Below are 26,807 nucleotides of genomic sequence, written 5' to 3'. Positions count from 1 at the left end.
CACCGTATTGGCCAGCTGCTCCATCGCCGCAGAAGTCTCTTCAATGGTTGCTGCTTGCCGGGTTGTGCGTTCAGACAAATCATTGGCACCCGAGAGGATTTCACTGGTCGCTGTTTTCAAGGCCCGTGACGTGGTGCGCAATTGCTTGACCACTTCCGTCAGACGATCACCCACGCGGTTTGTGTCATTTTTGAGCTGCAGGAAGGCCCCTTGGTAATCTCCCTCCATACGTTTGGTCAAATTGGTGTTGGCCAGCGCCGCCATAACTTCGCCGGTCTCCTTCAACCCGCGATCCACATTTTCAACCAGCCCATTGACATTGTTGGCAATCTTGCGCAGCCCGTCATCTTGAAGATCCAGTTCAATACGCTGGCTGAAATCACCACCTGCGGCAGCGCCCACAACCTGACCCATAGAATCCTGAAGCGCCTGCATTGCTTCGTTTCGCGCCGCCAGGCGTGCGGCCCGCTCGCGTTCTTCGGCATCAAGCGCCGCAATCTTTTGCGCATTATCGCGGAAAATCTTGACCGCCCGCGCCATATCGCCCACCTCATCGGTCCGCTCGGTGTTTTCCACCTCAAGCTCGAGTTCATTTTGAGAGATACGACCCATGGTTTCAGAGATCTTCGCCATCGGGCCGGTAATGGTGCGCGAGAACGCCCAGGCACCCAAAGCCACCACCAGTGCCACCAGCGTACCTACGGCGGTCATCACCCAGGTCATAAAGCCAATGGCGCTCAACGCTTCATCCTTGCCTTGCAGGGCAACCACAGCAAAGTCAGCGCCACCGAAGGATAGCGGCATGGCCGCAAACAGGGAGTTCATTCCCCGATAGCTGGCCTCCTCGCCATGGGCAACCTCGCCATCAAACACTTTGGCTAACGCGGCGCTGTCATAGCTTGCTTTGAGGATATCATTATCTTCCGTGTGGCTGGAATCGTTGCGTAACAAGCGATCTGCACCGATCAGCAGCGTTTCACCTGTTGTCCCCAGACCGGCTTTACCATCCATTACCGCATTAATGCGATCAATGGGCATTTGAAAGGCCAAAACGCCAACGCGTTCTTTGCCGTCAAATATGGGTTGGGAGATAAAGGCCGCCGGTGCATCATAGCTGGGTGCATAGGGTTTAAAATCAAAGAACTGGCTCTGCCCGGCGTTTAACCCACTGGCCGCGCGGAAGGCATTGCCCAAGTCCGTATCCGCCCATTGGTCACCGTCAGATTGAAAGTTCGTCGCATAGTCCAACTCTTTGAACACCGTATAGACCAGGTCACCATTGGTGTTAAACAAGAAGATGTCGTAATAGCCACGGGCATTGAGCTGATCCCGAAACAGCGGGTGATAGGTCGCGTGGGCCACATTGTAGCTATTGTCGCCTTTGGCCGCATCCAGCAAATGCTTTTCACCCAAGGGATTGGGGTTGTTCTCAATATAGGCATCTTGCAGTGTTTTGGTGACGTCGGGCCCCAGCTCTTCATAAGCTGCGCTAAAGGACTTGACTGCTTCCACGGTAAAGGGGTGTTTTGCCGTCAGCCCCAGATCGGCCTGAATCTCGTGCAAATATTCTGCAAGTTCATGCTTTCGCCCTTCCGCGGCGGCATCAAGCTTTTCTGTTTCCGTCGCGGTAATGACATTTGCACCGACCCAGATGCTGACCGTGCCAACTGCCACCCCGACCACCAACGCACTGGCGATCGCCAAAGCAGGGATCTTTTGAACAATCTTCATACGCTCGAGCAGCTTCATCACACTCTCCATCCATGGCGACCGGCCAAAAAAAAGTGACATTCAAGCGCCGGAAATGCCGGGATGAATATCACTTAAAAGACAGGTCGAATTTATAATGCCGACCATTTTGCGCGCATCTGATTAAAGTCAGGTTACGATTTTAATAAGGATGATTTTGCATGAAAAAAGGGCCCGCACAGCATGCGGACCCTTCAAATTTTTTTCAGCTTGGCGCGCGCCCGCTTAGTGGACCATGCCACCTGCATCAACTTCGAGCAGCAGGTTCTTCCAACCATCAAGATTGTTCTGAGCCTCTTGCTTGGCGTGATCGTCTTCCGCCTTTTCCAAAGCTTTTTGCGCAGAAACAATGGCAGCATCCACCTCTGACCGGTCAAAATCTTCACCGGTCTTCGCTTCTTCAGCCAGAATGGTCAGGCCGGAATTGGAGACATCGGCAAAGCCGCCGCGTACATAGAAAGAGCGTACATCGCCATTTTCGGCCTTCACGGTCACAAAGCCCGCTTTCAATGTGGTCATCATCGCCGCATGGTCGCCCATCACGGTGAAGTAGCCATCTGTGCCAGGCACGGTGACCGAAGCCACATCGTCGCTCAGCACCAAGTTCTCTGGTGAAACCACTTCGATTTTAATGCCTTCGGCCATACTTACCCCTTAAAGCTTACGCGGCTTCTGCAGCCAGTTTCTGTGCCTTTTTCACGGCGTCATCAATGGTACCAACCATGTAGAACGCTGCTTCTGGCAAATGGTCATAATCACCAGCAACCAAGCCTTTAAAGGCTTTAACAGTTTCTTCCAACGGCACGAAGATACCAGATGTACCGGTAAATACTTCCGCCACGTGGAAGGGCTGGGACATGAAGCGCTCAATCTTACGCGCACGGGCCACAGTCATCTTGTCTTCTTCAGACAATTCGTCCATGCCCAAAATCGCGATAATGTCTTGCAGGGCCTTATAACGCTGCAAGATTTCCTGCACGTCACGAGCAACCTGATAGTGCTCTTCGCCAACCACTTGCGGGTCCAACAAACGTGAGTTGGAGTCGAGCGGGTCAACCGCAGGGTAAATACCCTTTTCAGAAATCGCACGGTTCAAAACAGTTTGCGCATCCAAGTGCGCAAAGGTTGTCGCTGGCGCCGGGTCAGTCAAGTCATCAGCTGGCACGTAAACCGCTTGCACAGAGGTAATCGAACCTTTTGATGTGGTTGTAATCCGCTCCTGCATGTCACCCATGTCGGTGGCCAAAGTAGGCTGATAGCCCACCGCAGAAGGAATACGACCCAACAGCGCAGACACCTCAGAACCAGCTTGTGTAAAGCGGAAGATGTTATCCACGAAGAACAACACGTCCTGACCTTCATCACGGAACTGTTCCGCAATGGTCAAACCGGTCAAGGCCACACGGGCACGGGCCCCTGGAGGCTCGTTCATCTGACCGAACACCAAGGAACATTTAGAGCCTTCGCCGCCCTTTTCCTTGTTCACGCCGGATTCAATCATTTCCCAATAAAGGTCGTTACCTTCACGAGTCCGCTCACCAACGCCGGCAAACACAGAGTAACCACCGTGATTGTTGGCAACGTTGTTGATCAATTCCTGAATAAGAACGGTTTTACCCACGCCAGCACCACCGAACAGGCCGATTTTACCGCCCTTCGCATATGGCGCCAACAAATCCACAACCTTAATGCCGGTCACCAGAATTTCAGCTTCTGGCGACAGATCAACAAATTCAGGCGCTGAAGCGTGAATTGGGCGTCTTTCTTTGGTTTTGATTTCACCAGCTTCGTCAATCGGCTGGCCAATCACGTTCATAATGCGGCCAAGTGTGGCTTCGCCAACCGGCACCTCAATTGCGGAGCCGGTGTGCACAACTTCTTGCCCGCGAACAAGACCTTCAGTCGTGTCCATCGCAATGGTCCGTACAGTGCTCTCACCCAAGTGCTGGGCGACTTCCAGTACCAACCGGTTGCCATTATTGTCTGTTTCAAGCGCGTCCAAAATTGCCGGGAGGTCGCCGTCAAACTCAACGTCCACCACCGCGCCAATCACCTGCGCAATGCGTCCGACCTGTTTCGCTTTTGCTGCCATGGTCTGTCCTCGTTTGCCTTAGAGCGCTTCCGCGCCTGAGATAATTTCAATCAGTTCTTTTGTAATCTGCGCCTGGCGCTGACGGTTGTAGCTGATGTTCAACTTCTTGATCATATCACCAGCATTGCGGGTCGCGTTGTCCATCGCGGTCATTTTCGCACCCATTTCACCGGCGCCATTTTCCAGCAAGGCATGGAAAATCTGCACAGAGATATTGCGCGGAAGCAAGTCTTCAAGAATTGCTTCTTCGCTTGGCTCATATTCATAATTGGCTGAATCTGCACCAGCGTCGTCCTCTGTCTCATCAAACACAGCAGGGATCAGTTGATGCGCGGTTGGCACCTGGGCGATCACTGACTGAAATTTCGAATAGAACAAGGTTGCAACGTCAAATTCGTCTTTTTCAAACATGTCCAATACGCGCTGCCCGATATCTTGGGCATTGGCATATCCAACTTGCTTGACTTCACGCAGGGTGATCAAATCAAGGATCTGATCGGGGAACAGACGCTTCAACACGTCATGGCCCTTTTTACCCACGCACAAAATTTTAACCGTCTTACCTTCAGCCAAAAGCTTGTTGGCATGATCACGTGCCAACTTCGCAATATTGGAGTTGAAGCCACCACAAAGGCCACGCTCTGCAGTTGCTACAACGAGCAGGTGCGTCTGGTCTTTGCCATTGCCGCCCAGCAGTTTAGGGGCGTCATCGCGCCCCTTATAGGCGGTGGCCAGCGAAGAGAGCACATTGTTCATCCGCTCGGCATAAGGCCGGGCATTTTCTGCGTTCTCTTGCGCACGACGCAACTTTGCCGCTGCCACCATCTGCATGGCTTTGGTGATCTTCTGGGTCGACTTGACCGAAGAGATCCGGTTTTTAAGGTCCTTCAATGAGGGCATAGCACCTCAGCTCCTTAGTTAAACCACTCAGTTATGCAGCGAATGTCTTTGCGTAATCAGCAATCGCAGCGTCGAGTTTGGCTTTCAGATCATCGGACAATGCCTTTTCCTTGGCAATGGTGTCCAGCAGATCCTTGTGCTTTGAGCGCAGCGCTGAAAGCAAGCCAGCTTCAAATTTCTGCACCTCACGTACAGCGATCTTGTCGATATAACCGTTCACACCGGCATAGATCACCGCAACCTGCTCTTCCGTTTTCAACGGCGAGAACTGAGGCTGCTTGAGCAGCTCAACAAGGCGTGCACCACGGTTCAGCAATTGCTGTGTTGCGGCGTCAAGGTCAGAACCGAACTGCGCAAAGGCCGCCATTTCGCGGTACTGCGCCAATTCACCCTTAATCGAACCAGCAACCTGCTTCATCGCTTTAATCTGCGCGGATGACCCCACACGTGACACAGACAGACCCACGTTCACCGCAGGACGGATGCCCTGGAAGAACAAGTCAGTTTCCAAGAAGATCTGACCGTCTGTAATCGAAATCACGTTGGTTGGAATATAGGCTGACACGTCGTTTGCCTGTGTTTCAATAACTGGCAACGCTGTCAAAGAGCCTGAACCGTGATCTTCGTTCAATTTCGCAGCACGCTCGAGCAAGCGAGAGTGAAGATAGAACACGTCACCAGGATAAGCTTCACGCCCAGGTGGACGACGCAGCAACAATGACATCTGACGATAAGCCACAGCTTGTTTCGACAAATCGTCATACCCGATCACGGCGTGCATGCCGTTATCGCGGAAATACTCGCCCATGGCACAAGCGGTAAATGGTGCCAGGAACTGCATCGGTGCTGGGTCAGACGCTGTCGCGGCAACAACGATAGAATATTCCATCGCACCGGCATCTTCCAATGTCTTCACAAACTGCGCCACAGTTGACCGCTTTTGGCCAATCGCAACATAGATACAGTAAAGCTTGTCATCCTCATTGCCCGCATCGTGCGCAGGCTTTTGGTTGAGGAAGGTATCGAGAATAATCGCTGTTTTACCAGTTTGACGGTCACCAATGATCAATTCGCGCTGACCACGGCCAATCGGGATCATCGCATCAACTGATTTCAGACCAGTCGACATGGGCTCGTGCACAGACTTACGCGGCAAAATGCCGGGCGCCTTCACGTCAGCCAACGCACGGGCAGAGGCTTTGATTGGGCCTTTACCATCGATTGGGTTGCCCAAGCCGTCAACAACGCGACCCAACAACTCTTTACCGACAGGCACGTCAACAATCGCGCCGGTCCGCTTAACCGTGTCACCTTCTTTAATGCCCCGGTCAGAGCCAAAGATAACAACACCGACATTGTCGGCTTCAAGGTTAAGAGCCATACCCTTAATGCCACCTGGGAACTCAACAAGTTCACCAGCTTGCACATTATCAAGCCCATATACACGAGCAATACCGTCACCAACTGACAATACTTGCCCAACTTCTGAGACTTGCGCCTCTTTCCCAAAGTCCTTGATCTGGTCTTTTAGGATGGCGGAAATTTCCGCAGCTTTAATGTCCATTAGCCGACCTCTTTCATGGCGATCTTCATGGCAGTCAATTTCGTCTTAAGCGAGGAATCGATCATTTGCGAACCGACCTTAACGATCAAGCCCCCAATCAGATCGGCATCCACATGTTGCTCAAGCGTGACATCCTTGCCGATTTTCTTTTTCAGAGCAGCAGCAAGGCTGTCCTGGTGTGCTTTCGAAAGCGGTTGAGCAGATGTCACCTCGGCGTTGATTTCACCGCGGTCCGCTGCTGCAAGCGCTTTGAATTGGTTGATCATGGCGGGCAGCGCGAACAAGCGTCCGTTCTTGGCCACCAATGAAACAAAATTGGCCACAAGACCTTTGGCCTTGGCCTTAGCCAAAAGCGCAGCAATCACTTGCTCTTTCTCTTCGCCGCTGATTACAGGGCTTTTCAAGAAGTCAGCAAATTCTGCACTTTCTTTGATGAGTTTGGAAAGGCCATCGAGCCCCTTTTCAACACCGGCGACGTCTTTCGCGTCACGCGCAAGGTCAAAAAGTGCTGACGCATATGGCCGTGCGATCTGAGTTAGAACTGAGTTTTGTGCGCTCAACGCCTCTATTCCCCAATCTTACTGAACTTTGCTCAAACCCGGTTCGTAAAGTTAGAACAACTTTGCAAACGCGGCACAAAATTCAGTGGTGTTTACAGTTGGACCTGTCGATCCCCCTCAAATATCGCGCACCGTCTATCACATGGCTTTCGGGTGCGCAATATGCCGGGGCCATTTTCATGCCCAACTTTGGGCGGATTCTTCAGATTCACGCCTTGAATCATGAAAGCTTGACAAATTGTCGCACTTCAGGGTCATTTTTGCCCGACAATTCTAGTAAAAGCTCATCGGGTCGATATCCACCTGAACCCTCAAATTACCGGTCGGTTTCGGCCCTTCATCCAGCCAGAATCGCACATAGCCGGACAGGTCAAACTGCTTTTCACTCTGCACCAGCAGCCGCACCCGATGGCGCCCCCGCACCATCGCCACCGGCGCATCCGCCGGGCCAAACAATCTCAGCTTCGCGTCATCCGGCGTTTTTGGTGCCAGGGTCGCCAAGGCCCGGGCATAATTAAAGGCCACATCATGCTCATTGGCGGAAATGATCAGCGCCGCCAAACGACCGAATGGCGGCAGGCCCGCCAGTTGGCGGCCCTTGATCTCATGGGCATAAAACGCTTCCCGGTCCCCACGCACCAGCGCCTGCATCACCGCATGTTCGGGCACATAGGTCTGCAGGAAAGCCCGACCCGACTTGCCCGTGCGCCCCGCGCGCCCGGTGACCTGGGTCAGCAATTGAAAGGTTTTTTCGGCCGCGCGCGGGTCGCCATGAGCCAACCCTAAATCCGCATCCAGCACCCCCACAAGATTCAATTTGGGGAAATGGTGTCCTTTGGCCACCAATTGGGTACCGATGATCAAATCATAATCACCACGCGCAATTTCTTCGAATCGCGCCTTGGTTTGCGCCATGGTGCCCATATCCGACGACAAGATCACCCGACGCGCCTCGGGAAAGCGTTTCGCCGCCTCCTCGGCAATACGCTCAATCCCCGGCCCGATCGGCACCAGCGAATCGTCCGCCCCGCATTTATGACACTCTTTCGGCACGCCGATTTCATGGCCGCAATGGTGACACGTCAAAACGCCACGGAAGCGATGCTCCACCAGCCACGCCGAACAATCGGGACATTGATATTGATGGCCGCAAGATCGACATAGCGTAAGCGGCGCATAGCCCCGGCGGTTGAGAAACAGCAATGCCTGCTCGCCCCGGTCCAGCACAGAAAATATCTCCCGCGATAATTTCGGCGCGATCCACTCGCCCTTTTCCGGTCCCTCCTCCCGCATATCGATGGCGGTAATATCCGGCAGCGTCGCCTCGGCAAACCGGCCCAGCATTTTCACATGGGTGTAACGGCCCTGATCCGCATTGTTGCGGCTTTCCACCGAAGGGGTCGCGGAGGACAGAATCACATGCCCCTTGGTCAGGTTGGCGCGCACCACCGCCATATCTCTTGCGTGGTAGTTCACCCGGTCCGACTGTTTGAACGCGCCATCATGTTCTTCATCGATCACGATCAGCCCCAAATCAGGGAACGGCAGAAACAGGGCCGAGCGGGCCCCCACCAGCGCTTGCACCTTGCCGCGCGCCACGGCCCGCCACATGCGCGCCCGCTGCACCGGCGTCATATCTGAGTGCCATTCGCCGGGCCGCGCGCCGAAGCGCTGCTCAAACCGCTCGAGGAAGGTGTGGGTCAGCGCGATTTCCGGCAGCAGGATCACGGCTTGCCGTCCCGCCTTTAAGCACGCGGCCACCGCCTCAAAGAACACTTCGGTTTTGCCCGAGCCGGTCACCCCATCCAGCAGCGACACCCCGAACTGATAAAACCCGTTGCCCGTGATCTGATCCACAGCAGCGCGCTGCTCTTCATTCAGGTCCAGCGGCTTATGGTCCGCATCCGGCTGGGTTACGATGGGCGGCGGCGGCACAAAATGCTGCTCGAGCACGCCCTGCTTCACCAGCCCGTCAATCACCGAGGGCGATACCCCGCTGGCGCCCACCAGCGCCGTCTTGCCCCAGGAGAATCCATCTTCCATGGTCTCAATCACCCGCTGCCGTGCCGCGGTCATCCGCTCCGGGCGCATCTCGGTCAATTGATAAACGGTCACCGGCTTTTCGGGCTCGAACGCTTCGGGCGAGCGCAACACCCCGCGCAACACCATGCCCGGCTGCGCCAAGGTGTATTTGGCCACCCAATCCACCAGCTTCATCAATTCGTCGGTCAGCGGCGGCGTGTCATATATATGCTCAATATCGCGCAGCCGATTATGGGCAACCTTGTCCTTGGGCTCGCCCCACACCACGCCCATCACTTTGCGCGGCCCCAGCGGCACCTGCACAATGGACCCGCGTTCCACCTGCATATGATGCGGCACCCGGTAGGAATAGGAGCCATCCACGGCCACATTCACCATCACCGCCACAATGTCAGATGCTATTTGGCTCACACGCGCTCCAAGAGATTCGTTTTGGCCAAGGCTAAGGAGATTTGGCCAAAATGTCAGCCATATTTGCAGCGCGTGTAATGACTTGCGACCGTTCAGGCTTATGCCGACACGAGATCAGGTAGTGGCGTTAAGCCCAGAATGTCTGGATCAGCAATCTGCGTATTGGTGGCCGCGCTGAAATTGGCATACTCATAAAAATTCGCCCAGGCATAGATGTTGTTGGCCAATGTCTGATCAATCACACCTGGATTTGCGGCCTGATACTGCACCAGAAAATTGCCCATCGCATAGGCCCCGCTTGGATCATTATTGCCGGTAATCCAGCCGCCATACACATTTTGCGAACTTGGCGAATTCATTTGCGAGGCCAACCAGGCCCACAAATATTCACAGGGCAACATCACAATGATCGCATAAACTGGGTCATATTGAGCCACCACCTTCCGCTCAAAGTCGGAATAGGCCTTGGTGATTTCCGGCGGCGTCACATCGGCAGCGCTGGCCACATGCCAGGTGCTGGGGAAGGTCGCATTGTATCTCTGGTAGCCCGCGAGCTTCTTGTTCAAAAATGCCTGAAGCGCCGACCCTGACGGGGCTTTGGCCGCCGCGGCCTGATAATCGTCTGCGCCATTAAAACAATAATAGGCATCCGCCACATTGTACCCACCATAATCATTGGGGTCCAAAAGCCCACTATTGATGCCCTGAAGATAAGGCAGGTTTAACGTGGATTGCGCATTTTCCTGGACAATGTTTTGGTTCCACATTTCCCAAAACAATGAATTGGCAGGCGGTGGCGCGGTAGAAAGGGAGAAGTCTTTTGCAATTTGGCTGACATCACCAATGGATCTGTTATTTCTCAAAATAATATCCTCAATTAGAAACATAAATATCGGGGTTCAAATGCCAATCATTCTGACGGGTGGATTTGAACCTGTATAGGTCGTAATTTATCCCACCTTTGGTCACACCCGGCCTTCAGTCAATTCAAGGCAAACGCTTTTCCATTTGCGCTTTGGTAAGCCCTTGATTGTATAATCCACGCAATCCAACGAACGGGCGCACCCATGGCAAATGATATGCTTTATTCCAAACAGGTCGGCCAATGGCGCGATATGTGGCTTGATGAACTCAGCTCGCTGCGCCGCCTGTCAGAGCAGACATTGATCGCCTATGAACGCGATCTCGATCAGTTGCTGCATTTTCTGGTCGGGCATTTGGGCGAACCAGTGCAAACCAAGCATTTGCAGGACCTAACCCCGACCGACTGGCGTGCCTTTCTGGCGCATAAACGCAGCAATGGCGCCAAGAACCGCTCCATCGCCCGCAGCCTCTCCGCCCTCAAAAGTTTTTACAAGTTCCTCGCCAAGGAAGGTTGGGCCACACCCGACAGCCTCAACGCCATCCGCGCGCCGAAGAAGGACCAATCGCTGCCCAAAGCGCTTACCGCCATCGATGCCAAGCGCATGATTGAGGATGGCGATGTTTTGGACGAGGAACCCTGGATCGCCGCCCGCGACATTGCGGTGATGGCCCTGTGCTATGGCGGTGGCTTACGGATCGCCGAAGCCCTGTCGCTCACCCCATCAGATATTGACGGCAACGAGGCCCTGCGCATCACTGGCAAGGGCGGCAAGGTGCGCATGGTGCCGGTGATCCAGCCCATCTACGAGGCCATAGCCGATTATCGCCGCAAATGCCCCTATCAGCCCGGGCCGAACGACGCGCTGTTTCGCGGCGCGCGGGGCGGCCCGTTGCGCGCCCGTCTGGTGCAATTGAAAATGCAAAAGCTGCGCGCCGCGTTCGGCATGCCCGCCAGCGCCACCCCCCACGCCCTGCGCCATTCCTTTGCCACGCATTTGCTGGGCGCCGGCGGCGACCTTCGCGCCATTCAGGAATTGCTGGGCCACGCCTCGCTCTCCACCACCCAGATTTACACCAAAATCGACAGCGCCCATCTGATGGATGCCTATCTGAAAGCACATCCACGGTCTTAGATATTTTGACGGGCATTTGTTGCGCCGTCGCTCGCAGCGCTCGCTTTTTCGGTCCTCGCGCCGGGCGGCTGGCAGGGCTCTTTTTCCCGCCGCCACCGCTCGCTTTGCTCACATTTTCTGCCTCGCGCCGGACTGGCTGGCCCGGCACCCCCGGCTTCTTTATGCGCCGCCACCGCTCGCTTCGCTCCCGTCCCCGGCACCCCCGGCCCTTTTTTCGCGCCGCCACCGCTCGCTTCGCTCCCGTCCCCGGCACCCCCGCCGTTTGGTGCCCGCTTTTATAATGTGCGGGGCATCGCCTCGCCCTCTCACGTCATTACCGGACTTGATCCGGTAATCCATGTAGCTGTGGCGGTAGAATAAAAGTACGCATGTCGTGCACCTTCACCAATACTGCTTGGCCCCCGGATCAAGTCCGGGGTGACGTCGGTGAATGGGAATGGCACTTCGGCAATAGTCTGCAGCGAAAATGCACGGACGAGCACGGCGAGAGAACGCCGGCCAACTTTTTGGCCACGTCCGCGCAGGTTGGGTGCCCAGCCCCAACGGGAGGAGAAATGCCGCCACTCAACCATGGATGAAACTGAACCCTTCATATCCAAATAAGCACACCCAAACGCCTGACATGCCAGACGCATTCAGGGGATAGAATTTGCGGGGCACGAGATGGTGCAAAACTCGCAATTTTGCGCAGAAAAATGAGCTTTGACCCATCTCGCGCCAGCAGCGTTTTTCACGTTTCAGCCTGATTGCGCGGGGTGCTGACCCGATAGTCCCGACCGCTGCATATTCATGCACGGCCCACCCTCGGTGTCGGGTGAAATCTTGCTGAAAGCGCGGTGTGCCGCGTCCGTCCCACCAACCGCTTCTTCTTTCATCTGTTTTTTATCCCTGTCGATTGTGAGATAGGGAAACAGATATACCCCGTTGTCCGTCGACAACCGCCTGGGGCAGAAGATGGCACGATTTTACCACGGCTTTTCGGGACGGGGATAAGGTTGTCGGTGAGTTTTAGGATAAAATGAGACAACCATTGGGCACAATGGGGAGAATTGTGGGGCACATTCAATGCTTTAACCAGATTGGATTTTTGAATCAGAAAATTTCTGGATTGGACTGGAAACAATCAAAGGTTGTGGTTTTGCCTCGACGAGGTGCGGTGTGGCCGGTCGCAAATGGATTGCAAGATCAAGTCTTGCAATGACAGGGATTTGGTTACGGCCCTACCATCCCCACAGCAAATTTTGGCGCCGCCATCGCGCGCTGCACTCCCGTTTTTCTGCCCTCCCGCCGGACGGGCTGGCGCCAACCCTTGGCTTGCGGTTGCTGGAAATGGCGCAACACAAGGGTCCTCATTTTCCCTGGCCGGTGGGGCGTTGCTGGTGGTCAGCCTTTGCGCCACATAGGCACTTTTCAGTTAATCGGGGCTTGCGCCTAAGCAGCTTGAGGCGTTTACTTGGCATCAGATTGCTGATCTGATCAGTCCCGCATATCCAGCCAAGGTCTTCCCTATGACGTCATCTGCCGCCCCCAATCGTTTGTTGGGCTATTTCATTGGTGCATTGGGCGCCAGCTTCTTTTCCACCAAGGGCATTGTGATCAAATTGGCTCTTCTGGAAAATGTGGATGCGGTCACCACGCTGACCTGGCGCATGATTATAGCGGTGCCCTTTTTTGCTGTGATCGGTTATTTCGGCTACCGCAAGCAAAAGGCAAACAATGGCGGCCAGCCCGTCCTGAGTGGCAGCATGCTGGCCAAAGCCTGCGCCGTCGGGGTGATGGGCTATTATGTTGCTTCCTATCTCGATTTTGCCGGCCTCAATTATATTTCGGCTCAGTTCGATCGACTGATCCTATTGACCTACCCGATTTTTGTCGTGGTGCTGGGCGCGCTATGGCATCGACGTAAAATCAGCATGGCGGCCATGATTGCCCTCGGCCTTTCCTATGGCGGCCTAGCAATCATTTTTGCCCATGATTTGCAGCTGGAGGGGGAAGATACAGTGATCGGCGCGCTGCTGGTGCTGGGCGCGGCGCTGGCCTTTGCCATTTATCAATTGCTGGCCAAACCATTGATCGATCAGATCGGGGCACGCCTGTTCACCTCAATCGCCATGAGTGCAGCAGGCGGCATGGTGATCCTACACTTTCTGGCCACCCACGAATTTAACGATCTGATCCTTTCAGAACGGGCCATGTGGCTGATGCTGGCCATCGGCACCATTTCCACTGTCGCGCCTGCCTATCTAATCTCCATCTCCATTGGTATGGTCGGGCCGGAACCGACAGCCGTTCTGGGGAACGTGTCCACCATCGTCACGATCATTCTCGCCATCACCATTTTGGGCGAGCCCTTTTCCATCTATCACGGGGTGGGCGCGGCGCTTGTGTTGTGCGGCGTCCTGCTGTTCACTCATCTGGACCACCGTGCCCGCAAATTGCCCGCGGGCGCGGCCCAACTCAAAAAACAGCCATAAAGCGCAGATATGCTTTGATCCTTTGAGCCAACCAGCAAAGATATTTTTATGAAAAAACTACTTTTCACCAGCCTTGTGTTCACCCTCACCAGCAGCTTCGCCTTTGCCGCCTGCGAAACCCGCGATCTGGTGGCCGAGTTGCAGCAGAATGATCCGGCCGCTTTTGAGACACTGCAACGCGAAGCCGCACACTATGCCAACCCCGAAGGCGTGTTCTGGGAGGTGAGCCATGAATCACTACCGCACACATCTTATGTGTTTGGCACGCTGCACAAGGCTGATCCGCGCATTCTGGACCTGCCCGCAAATGTGCAAGCCGCATTGGAAAGTGCCGAAGTGGTGGCCGTGGAAATTGAAAACGCAGATGACCCCAGCGCCGTGGGCGCGATTATCGGCAAAAATCCGCACTTGATTTTGCAACCACAGGGCGAAACGCTGGCCGACGATTTGGCGGAAAGTACAGTGCAATCTATTGACGCCTATCTCAACGATCTGGGCATGGATTTTGATACTATCAATCCGCTCCAGCCCTGGATCGGGGCCACAACCCTCTCCTTTACCCAATGCGACATGCAATGGGGCGGGCCGATGGCGCAGGTGCTGGACATGAAATTGGTGGAACTGGCCAAGAGCGCGGACGTGCCGGTGGTCAGCCTTGAAACAGTGGAAAGCCAGCTCGAATCCATTTCCTCCATCAATGAGGAAATGTTTATCCGTTCCATCGAAAATGTGGCCCGGCTTTATGAAGAAGGGCTCTATGATGCGGTGCTGCAAACCATGAATGAGCTTTACCTCAAAGAGCAAATCGGCATGATTATCCCGGTGCAATTGCACTTCACAAGTCAATATGACGGGATGGAGGATGACTGGGCCGAATTCCAGGAAGCGCTGCTGGATGCGCGCAATGAGCTGATGGTGGAAAATGCCGCCCGGCTGATGGATGAGCAATCCACCTTTGTTGCCGTCGGCGCATTGCATCTGATCGGCGATACCGGTCTGATTGAAGGCCTGCGCAATGATGGCTTTGCCGTCACGCGCGTGCCGCTGAACCGCTAGGCTGGCTCAAAAATGACGACAGACAAGGCCAACTTGGCAGAATTGGCGGCGCAGACGGCTGAAATCTATGAGCGCAACGCCGCCAAATTTGTCTCCCAGCGCCCAAAGGCGCTGGTGGAGGCCCCTTGGCTGGATCGCTTTTTGAAGCTGTTGCCGCCTAACCCCGCAATTCTCGATCTGGGCTGCGGTGCGGGTCAGCCTATCGGTGCCTATCTGCTGGCGCAAGGCGCGCAAGTGACCGGGCTTGATGTCAGTCCCTCGATGATTGCCATGGCGCAACAAAACCTGATCCAGGGCGTGTGGCATGTGGCCGATATGCGGGCGATGGATATACCCGAAAAATTTGACGGCATCATTGGCTGGAACAGTTTTTTCCACCTCACCAAAACCGAGCAGCGCGCCCTGTTGCCACAACTGGCCGCGCACCTGAAACCAAAGGGGGCGTTGTTGCTGACCGTAGGACCAGACGAGGGCGAAGTGGTGGGCCAAGTGGGCGACGACCCAATCTATCATGCCAGCCTGTCGCCCGATGAATATCGAGACCGGCTCGCTGCGTGTGGGATGTCGGTCGTCGACTTTGTATCAGAAGACCCGGACTGCTACGACATGACATTATTGCTGGCACAGAAATAACAAACAAAAATGCCGGGTCGAAACCCGGCATCTATAAATTCGCAAATAGACAAAAATCTACATATGAATGGTGCCATCGCCACAGCCCATCGCGGCTTCGCGCACGGCTTCGGACATGGTGGGATGGGCGTGGCAGGTGCGGGCCAGATCTTCGGCTGAGCCGCCAAATTCCATCAGCACAGCCAGTTCGTGGATCATTTCGCCAGCGCCTTTGCCCACAATATGGGCACCCAACACACGGTCGGTGTTTTTATCGGCGATGATTTTCACAAACCCGTCGGTCGCCAGCATGGCTTTGGCGCGGCCATTGGCGGTGAACTGGAATTTGCCCACTTTGTACTCGATGCCGGCATCCTTGACCTCCTCTTCGGTCTTGCCGACAGACGCCACTTCCGGGTTGGTATAGACCACGCCGGGGATCACATCATAATTCACATGCCCTGCCTGACCGGCCAAAATTTCGGCCAGCGCCACACCTTCATCTTCGGCCTTGTGCGCCAGCATCGGGCCAGCGACCACATCGCCAATGGCGTAAATGCCATCCACATTGGTCTTGTAATGATCGTCAGTTTTCACGCGGCGGCGTTCATCCAATTCGACGCCAGCCTCTTCAAGACCCAGCCCTTCGGTGTAAGGTGTGCGGCCAATGGCGACCAGCACCACATCTGCGTCCAACGCTTCGGCTTCGCCGCCGTCGGCAGGCTCAACCGTCACATTCAGCTTGTCGCCAGACTTGTCGACATTGGTCACTTTGGTGGACAGCTTGAACTTAAAGCCCTGCTTTTTGAGTGTGCGCTGGAAGTTTTTCGCCACTTCGCCATCCATGCCCGGCAGGATGCGATCCAAAAATTCGACCACGGTGACTTCAGCCCCCAAACGCGCCCAGACAGAGCCCAGCTCCAGCCCGATCACGCCTGCGCCGACCACAATCATTTTTTCTGGTACTTCTTGCAGATCGATGGCGCCAGTGGAAGTTACCACGCGTTTTTCATCAATTTCGATGCCGGGCAAATTCGCAGAATCTGAGCCGGTCGCAATCACAATATGCTTGCTTTCAATCACCTGGGCGTCGCCCTCATCCGGGGTCACCTTCACTTTGCCCGGCGCCTCAATGCTGCCCCAGCCGTGGAACGCGGTGATCTTGTTTTTCTTAAACAAAAACTCAATGCCACTGGTGTTGCTTTTCACCGTGTCGTCTTTGTGCTTGAGCATGCCGGGCAAATCCACATTCAGCCCGTCCACCGCAATGCCCAGCTTGGCAAAATTATGCCCGGCTTCTTCATAAAGCTCGGAGGCGTGCAACAGGGCTTTGGACGGGATACAGCCAATGTTCAAACAGGTGCCGCCATGGGTGGCGCGTTTTTCAACAACCGCAACCTTCATGCCCAATTGCGCCGCGCGAATGGCACACACATAGCCGCCCGGGCCGGTGCCGATAATGGTGAGATCAAATTGTTCTGACATAAATGCCTCTCTTGTCTAAACCCTGATTGAGGCGATGCACTCGCCCTCTTAAAACTTATCTCTGCGTCAGCGCCACTTTCGCCGCCATGCCGATCAGCACAGCGCCGGTGGCGCGGTTAAACCATTTGCCCATCGCGTAAAACCCGGCCCGCACTTTCGGGGTGGTGAAAAAGATCGCCACCAGCGCAAACCAGCTGAACAGCACCAACGCCATCACACTGACATAGCCAAACTGCACCGCAATCGGTGTGCTGAGGCTAACCAAAGTGGTGAAGACCGACACGAAAAAAATCGTCGCTTTGGGGTTCAGCAAATTGGTCAAAAACCCGATGCCGAAGCTTTTGAAAATGCTCTGGGTCGCGTTCACCGCGCCCACATCCAGCTTGGCCGGTTCCGGTGCCGGGGCGCGCAAAGACTGAATGCCCAGATAAAGCAAATAGGCCGCGCCCAAAAAGCGGATAATATTGAACGCCAGAATAGATTGGGAAATGATCAGCCCCACACCCAAAATGGTGTAGGTGGCGTGCACAAACACCGCCGAGGCGATGCCCAGACTGGTGAAAATGCCCGCCTTTCGCCCATTGGCGATCGACTGGCGCAGCACCATGGTGAAATCAATGCCCGGCATTATGGCCGCCAAGCCAAACACAGCCATCAGCCCCAAAAATTCAACCCAATAGGCATCCATAAGACGCGTCCCTAAAAACTGCGTTTTGCCAACGCTTATTAATCAAGAGGCGCCATCACCTGATCGCGCCTCTTTAATTCATTAAAGATCCAGCACCAAACGCTGCGGATCCTCAAGGCTTTCCTTGATGCGCACCAGGAAGGTCACGGCTTCTTTGCCATCCACAATCCGATGGTCATAAGACAGCGCTAGATACATCATCGGCTTGATGACGATTTCGCCATTTTCCACCACAGGACGTTCCTGAATTTTGTGCATGCCCAAAATGCCGGACTGTGGCGCATTGAGAATTGGGGTCGACATCAAGGAGCCATAAACACCACCATTGGAGATGGTGAAGGTGCCGCCCTGCATATCAGCCATGGACAATTCGCCATCACGGGCGGCAACGCCCAACCGGCCAATTTCCTGCTCAATTTCAGCAATGCTCATCTGATCCGCATCGCGCACCACCGGCACAACCAAACCTTTGTCGGTGCCCACGGCCACGCCAATATGCGCAAAGTTCTTGTAGATGATGTCGGTGCCATCAATCTCGGCATTCACCGCCGGGATTTCTTTCAACGCATGGCAGACCGCCTTGGTGAAAAAGCCCATAAAGCCGAGCTTAACGCCGTGCTTTTTCTCGAACAGCTCTTTGTAGGATTTGCGCAGATCCATCACCGGCTTCATATCCACCTCATTAAAGGTGGTCAGCATGGCGGCGGTGTTTTGCGCATCCTTCAGGCGGCGCGCAATGGTTTGGCGCAACCGGGTCATTTTCACCCGCTCTTCACCTTCACCCGCTTCGCGTGGCGCAGAAGATTTTTTCGGTGCGCTGTCTTTTTTCTCGCTGCCCATATTGGACACGGCCGACATCACATCCTCTTTCAGGATCTGCCCGCGTTTACCAGAGCCCTCAACATCGCCGGCATCGACGCCTTTTTCCTTCATCATCTTTTGAGCGGATGGAGCCGGTGGCATATCACCGCTGTCGCTTGGGGCTTCGCTCTTGCTCTCTTCTTTCGGCGCGCTGCTTTGCGCCGGGGCAGACGCTGCGCCTTCGCCAACAGCGATGCGGGCCAACACAGCACCCACCTCAACGGTTTCGCCGGTTTCCGCCACGATCTCAACGATTTTACCGGCTTGCGGAGCGGGCACGTCCATGGCCGCCTTGTCGGTTTCCAGCTCCACCACGGCTTCGTCAGCTTCTACGCTGTCGCCAACCTTTTTGAACCACTCGCCCACATCGGCTTCCACCACCGATTCGCCTGAGCTGGGCACCAAAAGTTCGATTATTTCGGCGTCATCGCCAGATTTGTTTTCGTCAGCCATCGAAGCCTCGCTTGTCTCGGCATTATCATCATTATCTTGGTCATCAGTGCTTTGCGTTTCAGCCGCGGCCCCATCGCCCGCGCCGATCGCCCCGATCAGGGCACCAACCTCAACGGTTTCGCCCACTTCCGCACTGATCGCTTCCAAAGTGCCATCGCTGGGCGCTGGCACTTCGATGGTCACTTTGTCTGTTTCCAGTTCCACAATCGGTTCATCCGCTTTTACCGGATCGCCGACTTTTTTGAACCATTGGCCAATGGTGGCCTCGGTTACGCTTTCGCCCAATGTGGGCACCTTAATGTCTTTAGACATATATTCTCCCAATCCAATCTGCTTTAGTCGGCAAAAGCTTCATCCAAAAAGGCCTGCAACTGGGCCAAATGGTTGCGCATCAGGCCGGTTGCCGTAGAGGCAGAGGCCGCACGACCCACATAGCGTGGCCGCTCACCCGCGCGATCCATTTGCTCAAGCACCCATTCAACATAAGGCTGAATAAACGCCCAGGCGCCCATATTTTTCGGCTCTTCCTGACACCACACAATTTCAGCATTTTTGAAGCGTGACAACTCATCATGCAGCGCTTTGGCCGGGAACGGATAAAGCTGCTCCAACCGCATCAGATACACATCGTCAATGCCGCGCTTTTCACGATCTTCCAACAGGTCGTAATAAACCTTGCCGGAACACAGCACCACGCGCCGGATTTTATCGTCCGATTGCAGCTTGATGTCGGTCTTGCCGCCAGGTGTTTCCGCATCATCCCACAACAAACGGTGGAAAGTGGAGTTTGGCCCCATTTCCTCCAGTGAAGAGACGCAGCGCTTGTGGCGCAGCAGGCTCTTTGGCGTCATCAAAATCAGCGGCTTACGGAAATCACGCTTCAACTGACGGCGCAGAATGTGGAAATAGTTGGCCGGGGTGGTGCAGTTCGCCACCTGCATATTGTCTTCAGCACAAAGCTGCAAGAAACGCTCCAGACGGGCGGAAGAGTGTTCCGGCCCCTGGCCTTCATAGCCATGCGGCAGCATCATCACCAAACCGGACATGCGCAGCCATTTGCGCTCGCCCGAGGAGATGAACTGGTCAATCACCACCTGTGCGCCGTTCACAAAGTCACCAAACTGAGCTTCCCAGATCGTCAACGCATTGGGTTCGGCCAGTGAATAGCCATATTCAAAGCCCAACACCGCCTCTTCGGACAACATGGAGTTGATCACTTCATAGCGGGCCTGGCCCTCTTTGATATTGTTCAACGGCGTATAAAGGCTGCCATCTTCTTGATGGTGCAACACGGTGTGGCGTTGCGAGAAGGTGCCCCGCTCACAATCCTGACCGGACAAGCGCACCGGATGCCCCTCGGTCACCAGCGTGCCAAAGGCAAGGGCCTCACTCAACGCCCAGTCAATGCCTTCACCCGCTTCGATCACCTTTTTGCGGTTTTTCATAAAGCGCTTAATGGTTTTATGCGCTTCAAAATTTTCTGGAATGTCCGTGATCCGTTCGCCAATCTCGCGCAACTGATCCACTTCAACACCGGAATTGCCACGCCGCGCACCATCTTCCGCATGTTTGATGTTTTTCCAGGCCCCATCCAGCCAGTCAGCCTTGTTGGGCTTATATTCGTCGCCAGCGGAAAACTCTTCTTCAAGATGGCTGCGCCAGTCTGAAATGAACTTGTCTACTTCCTTCTCGCTGACCACGCCCTCTTTAACCAATTTGTCGGCATAAGTCTGCAAGGTGGTGCGATGTGAGCGGATCGCCTTATACATTTGCGGCTGGGTGAAGGACGGCTCGTCGCCCTCATTGTGGCCGAAACGACGGTAGCAGATCATATCGATCACCACCGGCTTTTTGAACTTTTGGCGATATTCGATGGCGATCTTCGCCGCAAATGTCACCGCCTCCGGATCGTCCCCATTCACATGGAACACCGGCGCTTCAATCATTTTCGCCACATCGGTTGGATATGGCGAGGAGCGCGAATACATCGGCGCGGTGGTAAAGCCGATCTGGTTGTTGATCACAAAATGGATCGAGCCGCCTGTACGGTGGCCTTTGAGGCCGGACAGGCCGAAACATTCGGCCACAACGCCCTGACCGGCAAATGCCGCATCACCATGCAGCAACAGCGGCAGAACGGATGATCGATCTGTGGATTTTGGCGGTACAAAAATGCCATCTTCGGCATTGTGCTGATCCTGCTTGGCGCGGGCTTTGCCCAACACCACAGGGTTCACGATCTCCAGGTGAGACGGGTTGGCCGTGAGCGACAAGTGCACATTATTGCCGTCAAACTCGCGGTCAGATGAGGCGCCAAGGTGATATTTAACATCGCCTGACCCTTCCACATCGTCCGGATGCGGCGCACCGCCCTTAAACTCGTGGAACAGAGCCCGGTGGGTTTTACCCATAACCTGGGTCAACACATTGAGGCGCCCGCGGTGTGCCATGCCCAACACAATGTCTTTAACACCCAGCGCACCACCGCGCTTGATGATCTGCTCCAGGGCCGGGATCAGGCTTTCGCCGCCATCCAAACCAAAGCGCTTGGTGCCGGTATATTTCACGTCCAAAAACTTCTCGAAACCTTCCGCTTCGACCAGTTTTTTCAAAATCGCGATCTTGCCTTCCTTGGTGAAGGCGATCTCTTTGTCCGGCCCTTCGATCCGCTCCTGCAGCCAGCCTTTGGCTTCCGGATCGGAAATGTGCATAAATTCAATGCCGAAGGTCGAACAATAGGTCCGCTTCAAAATCTCCAGCATTTCCGGGATGGTGGCATATTCCAGCCCCAGATAATAATCGATGAAGATTTTGCGGTCATAATCTTTTTCGCTAAAGCCATAATTGGCCGGATCAAGCTCCGGCGCATGGGCCCGGTCGGTCAAATTCAGCGGGTCAAGATCCGCATGCAAATGGCCACGCATCCGATAAGCACGGATCATCATGATCGCATGGATGGAATCTCGCGTTGCTTGCTGCACTTGGCTCGGATCAATCGCCACGCCGTTGGCCTTGGCATTATCCTTGGCCACTTTGGCGGCTTTGGCTTCAAACCGGCCCCAATCGCCATCCAGCGCCGCCACCAGTTCGCCGCCTTCGGCGCGTGGCCAGTCGCTACGTTCCCATGAAGGCCCGGACGCGCTTTTCTTCACATCGTCCGCATTGTCCTTCAATTCGGCAAAAAAAGACCGCCATGTCTCGTCAACACTGGCGGGATTATCCTGGTATTGGGCGTAAAGCTCTTCAATATAATCGGCATTGCCGCCATAGAGAAAAGAAGTGAGCAGAAACGCTGAGTTCTGTTCTTGTCGTGTCATTGACTTGCCTGGCGAGGAGTGGCCTCGTCGTCCCCTATTCAAGATTTGCAGCTGTCACGAGCTGCGTGCCATTTGAGTATTGCGCGGGGGGTGTTAGATTTCAATTAACGCTAACCCCGCGCAATAATTTATGTTTTAGCCCTTGAGAACCTCAAGGAGCGTGTCGCCGATTTTGGCGGGCGAGCGAGACACTTTAATGCCCGCATCTTCCATCGCGGCAATCTTGTCTTCCGCGCCGCCTTTGCCGCCGGAAATCACAGCACCCGCATGACCCATGGTACGGCCTGGAGGGGCTGTTAGACCAGCGATAAAGCCAGCCATTGGCTTGGAGCGGCCTTTTTTGGCTTCTTGTTTGATGAATTCGGCAGCCTCTTCTTCCGCGGTCCCGCCAATTTCACCAATCATGATGATGCTTTCGGTTTCATCATCGTCCAGGAACATATCGAGCATGTCGATAAACTCTGTACCCTTCACCGGGTCACCGCCAATGCCCACAGCTGTGGATTGGCCAAGGCCTGCATTGGTGGTCTGGAACACAGCCTCATAGGTCAAGGTGCCGGAACGAGACACAATGCCCACAGAACCTTTGGAGAAGATGTTACCGGGCATAATGCCGATCTTACATTCGTTCGGTGTCAAAACGCCGGGGCAGTTTGGCCCGATCAAACGCGACTTTGATTTCTCAAGCGCTGCTTTCACCTTCACCATGTCCATCACAGGCACGCCTTCGGTGATACAAACGATCAACTCAATCTCAGCTTCAATTGCTTCCATGATCGCAGCGGCTGCACCTGCAGGCGGCACATAAACAACTGACGCATTGGCGCCGGTTTCTTTTTTGCCTTCTGCAACGCTGGCAAACACGGGCAGATCCTGTGTGCCATCGCCCACATTACCTGTCCAGGTCGAGCCACCCTTTTTCGGGTGAATGCCGCCGACCATTTTGGTGCCGTGATAAGCAAGTGCTTGCTCAGTGTGGAACGTACCTGTTTTACCGGTCAGGCCCTGAACCAACACTTTTGTATCTTTATTGATCAAAATAGACATTGGTTACGCCCCTTTCACTGCAGCAACAATTTTCTGCGCGGCATCGTCAAGATCATCTGCTGGGATCACGTTCAAGCCACTCTCTTCGATCAGCTTTTTGCCTTCCGCAACCTTGGTGCCTTCAAGCCGCACCACCAAAGGCACATTGAGCCCCACATCTTTCACCGCGGTCAAAACGCCTTCCGCGATCACGTCGCAGCGCATAATGCCACCAAAGATGTTGACCAAAATGCCTTTAACATTCGGGTCCGCCGTGATGATTTTAAAGGCTGCCGTTACTTTTTCAGCATTCGCGCCGCCACCCACGTCAAGGAAGTTGGCCGGCTCTTCGCCATAAAGCTTGATGATGTCCATGGTCGACATGGCCAGACCAGCGCCGTTCACCATACAGCCGATGGTGCCGTCCAAAGCGATATAGGCCAGATCATATTTGCTGGCTTCGATCTCTTTTTCGTCTTCTTCGGTCAAATCGCGCAGTTCCACCACATCCGGGTGACGGAACAGGGCATTGCCGTCAAATGACACTTTGGCATCCAACACGCGCAAATGACCGTCTTCCATCACGATCAGCGGGTTGATTTCCAAAAGGCTCATATCTTTTTCGGTGAAGGCCTTATAAAGGATCGGGAACAATTTCATCCCGTCCGCGCGGGCATCCCCCTCCAGCTTCAACGCGTCGCACAGCGCTGACGCATCAGCTTCGGTGACGCCTGTGTCCGGATCAATCGGCAGATTGTGGATTTTCTCAGGGGTTTCTTCCGCCACTGCTTCAATGTCCATGCCCCCTTCGGTGGAGGCCACAAAAGCCACTTTGCCAGAAGCGCGATCCACCAACAATGAAAGATAAAGTTCGCGGTCAATATCCGCGCCATCTTCCAGATATAGCTGGTTAACCTGCTTGCCGTCCGGACCGGTCTGCTTGGTCACCAATGTGTTGCCCAGCATTTCTTCCACATGGGCATCAACTTCGTCCTTGGTGAACGCCAGACGCACGCCGCCTTTGGCATCTTCAGGCAATTCTTTGAATTTGCCCTTGCCGCGGCCACCAGCATGAATTTGGCTTTTCACCACCCAAAGCGGGCCGCCCAATTCGTCAGCCGCCTTGCGCGCCTCTTCTTTTGAAAAAATAGGAATACCTTTGGCCACTGGCGCGCCATAGGAGGCCAAGAGCTTCTTGGCCTGATATTCATGAATGTTCATCGCATCACTCCGTTGGTTTCGCGATTGAGTTTAAAGCGCGCGTTACGCCAATTTCGGTGCAATTTTCTTGCACGCCTCAACAAGACCATCGACGGATGCGACAGACTTATCGAACATGGTTTGTTCGGATTTGCTCAGAGAAATCTCGACAATCTTTTCAACGCCGTCTGCGCCGATCACTGTGGGCACGCCCACATACATGCCTTTCACGCCAAACTCACCTTTAAGGTAGGCCGCACAAGGCAGCACGCGCTTCTTGTCTTTCAAATAGCTTTCAGCCATCGCAATGGCAGATGTTGCTGGGGCGTAGAAAGCTGACCCTGTTTTCAACAGACCAACAATCTCTGCACCGCCATCGCGGGTGCGCTGAACGATTTCTTCCAAACGCTCTTTGGTGATCCAGCCCATTTTGACCAAATCAGTCAATGGAATGCCGGCAACAGTAGAATAGCGTGTCAATGGCACCATCGTGTCGCCGTGGCCGCCCAATACGAACGCGGTTACGTCTTGTACAGACACGTCAAATTCATCCGCGATAAAGTGACGGAAGCGCGAGCTATCCAAAACGCCAGCCATGCCCACAACTTTATTGGCAGGCAAACCGGAAAAGCGCTGCAGCGCCCAGACCATGGCGTCAAGCGGGTTGGTGATGCAGATCACAAAAGCATCCGGTGCATATTTCGCGATACCTGCGCCAACCTGCTCCATCACCTTCAAATTGATTTCCAGCAAGTCATCGCGGCTCATGCCGGGCTTGCGGGGCACGCCGGCGGTCACGATCACTACATCCGCGCCAGCAATATCTTTATATTCAGAGGTGCCTTTCATCCGGCTGTCAAAACCGTCAACCGGGCCAGATTGTGCCAGGTCCAGTGCCTTGCCTTGTGGCACACCGTCAACAATATCGAACAAGGTCACATCACCAAGTTCTTTCGCTGCAGCCAGGTGAGCCAAGGTGCCACCGATCTGTCCGGCGCCAATCAGAGCGATTTTTTTACGAGCCATTTCCCAAGTTTCCCTATAGGTAAAGTAAGTTGTTTCCAGTTCCTCAATAACGCTAAGTGACTAGTTGTGCAAGTGAACCCTTCGTATTAGTTGCTTCACAAATCCAGCGTTTCCAGCGCTATTCCGTCTATGCTGAACGCTCCTCCGCGTCTTCGACATCATTGAGCGGCGCACCCAAATATTCAAGCGAGCGCATTTCCATCAATCTGGAGAGGGTCCGCTGAAATTCAAAAGCCGTTTGATCATCGCCACTTAACTCTTCCAGAGGCGCGGCAAAAGACGCCGCCAGCTTGCAGCCGCGATCATATAAGGTATCCACCAGAAGGATAAATCGCTTGGCCGCATCGCTGCGCGCCCGGTCAAGATAGGGAATCTCGTCAATAATGAAGGTGTGATAGTGGTGCGACAGCCGCAAATAGTCCCGCGAGCCAAGCGGCGCCTCGCATAATTGCTTAAAGCCGATTCGCATCACCCCAAGCGCCTGCTGCGGCACTTCAAAGCTGCGCCCTTGCAGATTGATCACTTCCGGCTCACCGGCCTGCCTGCCGGTGAGATTGTTCCAAACCCGGTCCAGCCCCTTGCGCGATGCCTCATCATGGCCAAAGAAATAGATCGGCTGTTCTTCCAGCTTTTCGCGGCGATAATCATGATCCACATCCAGCTGCAACACTTTGGTTTTTTGCTTGAGCAAATCAATAAAAGGCACAAAGAGTTGACGGTTCAATCCGTTCTTATAGAGCCGATCGGGGGGCACATTGGAGGTGGCGACCACCACCAGCCCAGCCGCAAACAATTGATCAAACAACCGCGACAGCAACATAGCATCGGTAATGTCATTGACGTGAAACTCGTCAAAGCAGAGAAGTTTAACTTCATCGATAATGGGTGCGGTCACATGGGGAATGGGATCACGGCGACCATTATCCTTGCCTTTTTCGCTTTTGCGAAATTCGGCGATCGCCTCATGCACCTCGGCCATAAATTCGTGAAAATGCACCCGGCGTTTCTTTTCAACTTCAATATGGTTGAAAAACAAATCCATCAGCATTGTTTTGCCGCGGCCCACATCGCCCCAGATATAAAGCCCATCTGGCGCGTCATCCGCGTGGCTTTGCCCCATCAGGCGCTGAAAGAAATTCGGCTTGTCCTGCTGATGCGCCTGCAATTGCCGGGCCAATTCATCAAATTGACGCACAATTTCGGCCTGCGCCGGATCAGGCTTGAGCACCTTACCATCAACCAGCTTTTGATAATGCGCGAAAAATGACTGCGCCATAAAGAGCCTTTATTGGG

The 26,807-nt window shown here is 54.4% G+C and carries 20 protein-coding genes; 4 read left to right on the top strand and 16 right to left on the bottom strand.

The window, feature by feature from the left end:
• The 8 genes from L1I42_RS16140 to L1I42_RS16105 form a co-directional block, all read right to left on the bottom strand.
• Window positions 1–1,749 (bottom strand): PDC sensor domain-containing protein (locus L1I42_RS16140; RefSeq protein ID WP_236115775.1); only part of this gene is annotated, 1,749 nt, incomplete at its 3' end.
• 225 nt (window positions 1,750–1,974) lie between these two features.
• Window positions 1,975–2,394 carry a F0F1 ATP synthase subunit epsilon gene (locus tag L1I42_RS16135; protein WP_236115774.1) on the bottom strand — a complete coding sequence of 140 codons (420 nt, stop codon included), beginning with the start codon at window positions 2,392–2,394 and terminating at the stop codon, window positions 1,975–1,977.
• 16 nt (window positions 2,395–2,410) lie between these two features.
• Window positions 2,411–3,841, bottom strand: a complete 1,431-nt coding sequence (gene atpD / locus L1I42_RS16130; RefSeq protein ID WP_236115773.1) for a F0F1 ATP synthase subunit beta — start codon at window positions 3,839–3,841, stop codon at window positions 2,411–2,413.
• Window positions 3,842–3,859: 18 nt separating this feature from the next.
• Entirely contained in the window at window positions 3,860–4,741 is an 882-nt protein-coding gene (locus L1I42_RS16125) for a F0F1 ATP synthase subunit gamma (protein ID WP_236115772.1), read from the bottom strand.
• Window positions 4,742–4,772: 31 nt separating this feature from the next.
• Window positions 4,773–6,305, bottom strand: a complete 1,533-nt coding sequence (gene atpA / locus L1I42_RS16120; RefSeq protein ID WP_236115771.1) for a F0F1 ATP synthase subunit alpha — start codon at window positions 6,303–6,305, stop codon at window positions 4,773–4,775.
• A complete protein-coding gene (locus L1I42_RS16115) occupies window positions 6,305–6,865 on the bottom strand; it encodes a F0F1 ATP synthase subunit delta (protein WP_236115770.1) in 561 nt (186 codons plus the stop codon). Before L1I42_RS16115 ends, atpA begins: the two co-directional genes overlap by 1 nt.
• Window positions 6,866–7,138: 273 nt before the next feature.
• Window positions 7,139–9,319, bottom strand: a complete 2,181-nt coding sequence (locus L1I42_RS16110; RefSeq protein ID WP_369413111.1) for a primosomal protein N' — start codon at window positions 9,317–9,319, stop codon at window positions 7,139–7,141.
• A gap of 98 nt (window positions 9,320–9,417) precedes the next feature.
• Window positions 9,418–10,182 (bottom strand): TenA family protein, encoded by a 765-nt coding sequence (locus L1I42_RS16105; protein WP_236115769.1) that lies wholly within the window; start codon window positions 10,180–10,182, stop codon window positions 9,418–9,420.
• Between the two features lie 204 nt (window positions 10,183–10,386).
• Here L1I42_RS16105 and L1I42_RS16100 point away from each other — a divergent pair, with 204 nt between their 5' ends.
• The 4 genes from L1I42_RS16100 to L1I42_RS16085 all read left to right on the top strand — a co-directional run bounded on the left by L1I42_RS16100 (window position 10,387) and on the right by L1I42_RS16085 (window position 15,479).
• Window positions 10,387–11,316 (top strand): tyrosine recombinase XerC, encoded by a 930-nt coding sequence (locus tag L1I42_RS16100; protein ID WP_236115768.1) that lies wholly within the window; start codon window positions 10,387–10,389, stop codon window positions 11,314–11,316.
• Window positions 11,317–12,824: 1,508 nt separating this feature from the next.
• Window positions 12,825–13,790 (top strand): DMT family transporter, encoded by a 966-nt coding sequence (locus L1I42_RS16095; protein WP_236115767.1) that lies wholly within the window; start codon window positions 12,825–12,827, stop codon window positions 13,788–13,790.
• Window positions 13,791–13,838: 48 nt separating this feature from the next.
• The gene (locus L1I42_RS16090) at window positions 13,839–14,846 is read left to right on the top strand and encodes a TraB/GumN family protein (RefSeq protein ID WP_236115766.1); all 1,008 of its coding nucleotides are present in this window, start codon (window positions 13,839–13,841) and stop codon (window positions 14,844–14,846) included.
• Between the two features lie 12 nt (window positions 14,847–14,858).
• Window positions 14,859–15,479, top strand: a complete 621-nt coding sequence (locus L1I42_RS16085; RefSeq protein ID WP_236115765.1) for a class I SAM-dependent methyltransferase — start codon at window positions 14,859–14,861, stop codon at window positions 15,477–15,479.
• A 57-nt stretch (window positions 15,480–15,536) separates the two neighbouring features.
• Here L1I42_RS16085 and lpdA read toward each other — a convergent pair whose 3' ends face one another.
• The 8 genes from lpdA to zapE all read right to left on the bottom strand — a co-directional run bounded on the left by lpdA (window position 15,537) and on the right by zapE (window position 26,790).
• The gene (gene lpdA / locus L1I42_RS16080) at window positions 15,537–16,943 is read right to left on the bottom strand and encodes a dihydrolipoyl dehydrogenase (protein ID WP_236115764.1); all 1,407 of its coding nucleotides are present in this window, start codon (window positions 16,941–16,943) and stop codon (window positions 15,537–15,539) included.
• Between the two features lie 55 nt (window positions 16,944–16,998).
• A complete protein-coding gene (locus tag L1I42_RS16075; protein ID WP_236115763.1) occupies window positions 16,999–17,631 on the bottom strand; it encodes a LysE family translocator in 633 nt (210 codons plus the stop codon).
• An 81-nt stretch (window positions 17,632–17,712) separates the two neighbouring features.
• On the bottom strand, window positions 17,713–19,257 hold the full coding sequence (gene odhB / locus L1I42_RS16070; protein ID WP_236115762.1) for a 2-oxoglutarate dehydrogenase complex dihydrolipoyllysine-residue succinyltransferase: 1,545 nt from the start codon (window positions 19,255–19,257) through the stop codon (window positions 17,713–17,715).
• 23 nt (window positions 19,258–19,280) lie between these two features.
• Complete coding sequence (locus tag L1I42_RS16065; protein ID WP_236115761.1) at window positions 19,281–22,262, bottom strand: 2-oxoglutarate dehydrogenase E1 component; 2,982 nt, start codon at window positions 22,260–22,262, stop codon at window positions 19,281–19,283.
• A gap of 135 nt (window positions 22,263–22,397) precedes the next feature.
• Complete coding sequence (gene sucD, locus L1I42_RS16060) at window positions 22,398–23,309, bottom strand: succinate--CoA ligase subunit alpha (protein ID WP_236115760.1); 912 nt, start codon at window positions 23,307–23,309, stop codon at window positions 22,398–22,400.
• A gap of 3 nt (window positions 23,310–23,312) precedes the next feature.
• A complete protein-coding gene (gene sucC / locus L1I42_RS16055; protein WP_236115759.1) occupies window positions 23,313–24,509 on the bottom strand; it encodes an ADP-forming succinate--CoA ligase subunit beta in 1,197 nt (398 codons plus the stop codon).
• A gap of 42 nt (window positions 24,510–24,551) precedes the next feature.
• Window positions 24,552–25,514: a malate dehydrogenase gene (gene mdh / locus L1I42_RS16050; protein ID WP_236115758.1), complete on the bottom strand. Its 963-nt coding sequence runs from the start codon at window positions 25,512–25,514 to the stop codon at window positions 24,552–24,554.
• 127 nt (window positions 25,515–25,641) lie between these two features.
• A complete protein-coding gene (gene zapE / locus L1I42_RS16045; RefSeq protein WP_236115757.1) occupies window positions 25,642–26,790 on the bottom strand; it encodes a cell division protein ZapE in 1,149 nt (382 codons plus the stop codon).
• Between the last annotated feature and the right edge of the window lie 17 nt (window positions 26,791–26,807).

Origin of the sequence: Maritalea mediterranea (genome assembly GCF_021568695.1) — a bacterium.
GTDB lineage: Bacteria > Pseudomonadota > Alphaproteobacteria > Rhizobiales > Devosiaceae > Maritalea > Maritalea mediterranea.
The sequence above is the reverse complement of the archived record's forward strand: the minus strand, read 5'-3'. Positions and strand labels throughout refer to the sequence as shown.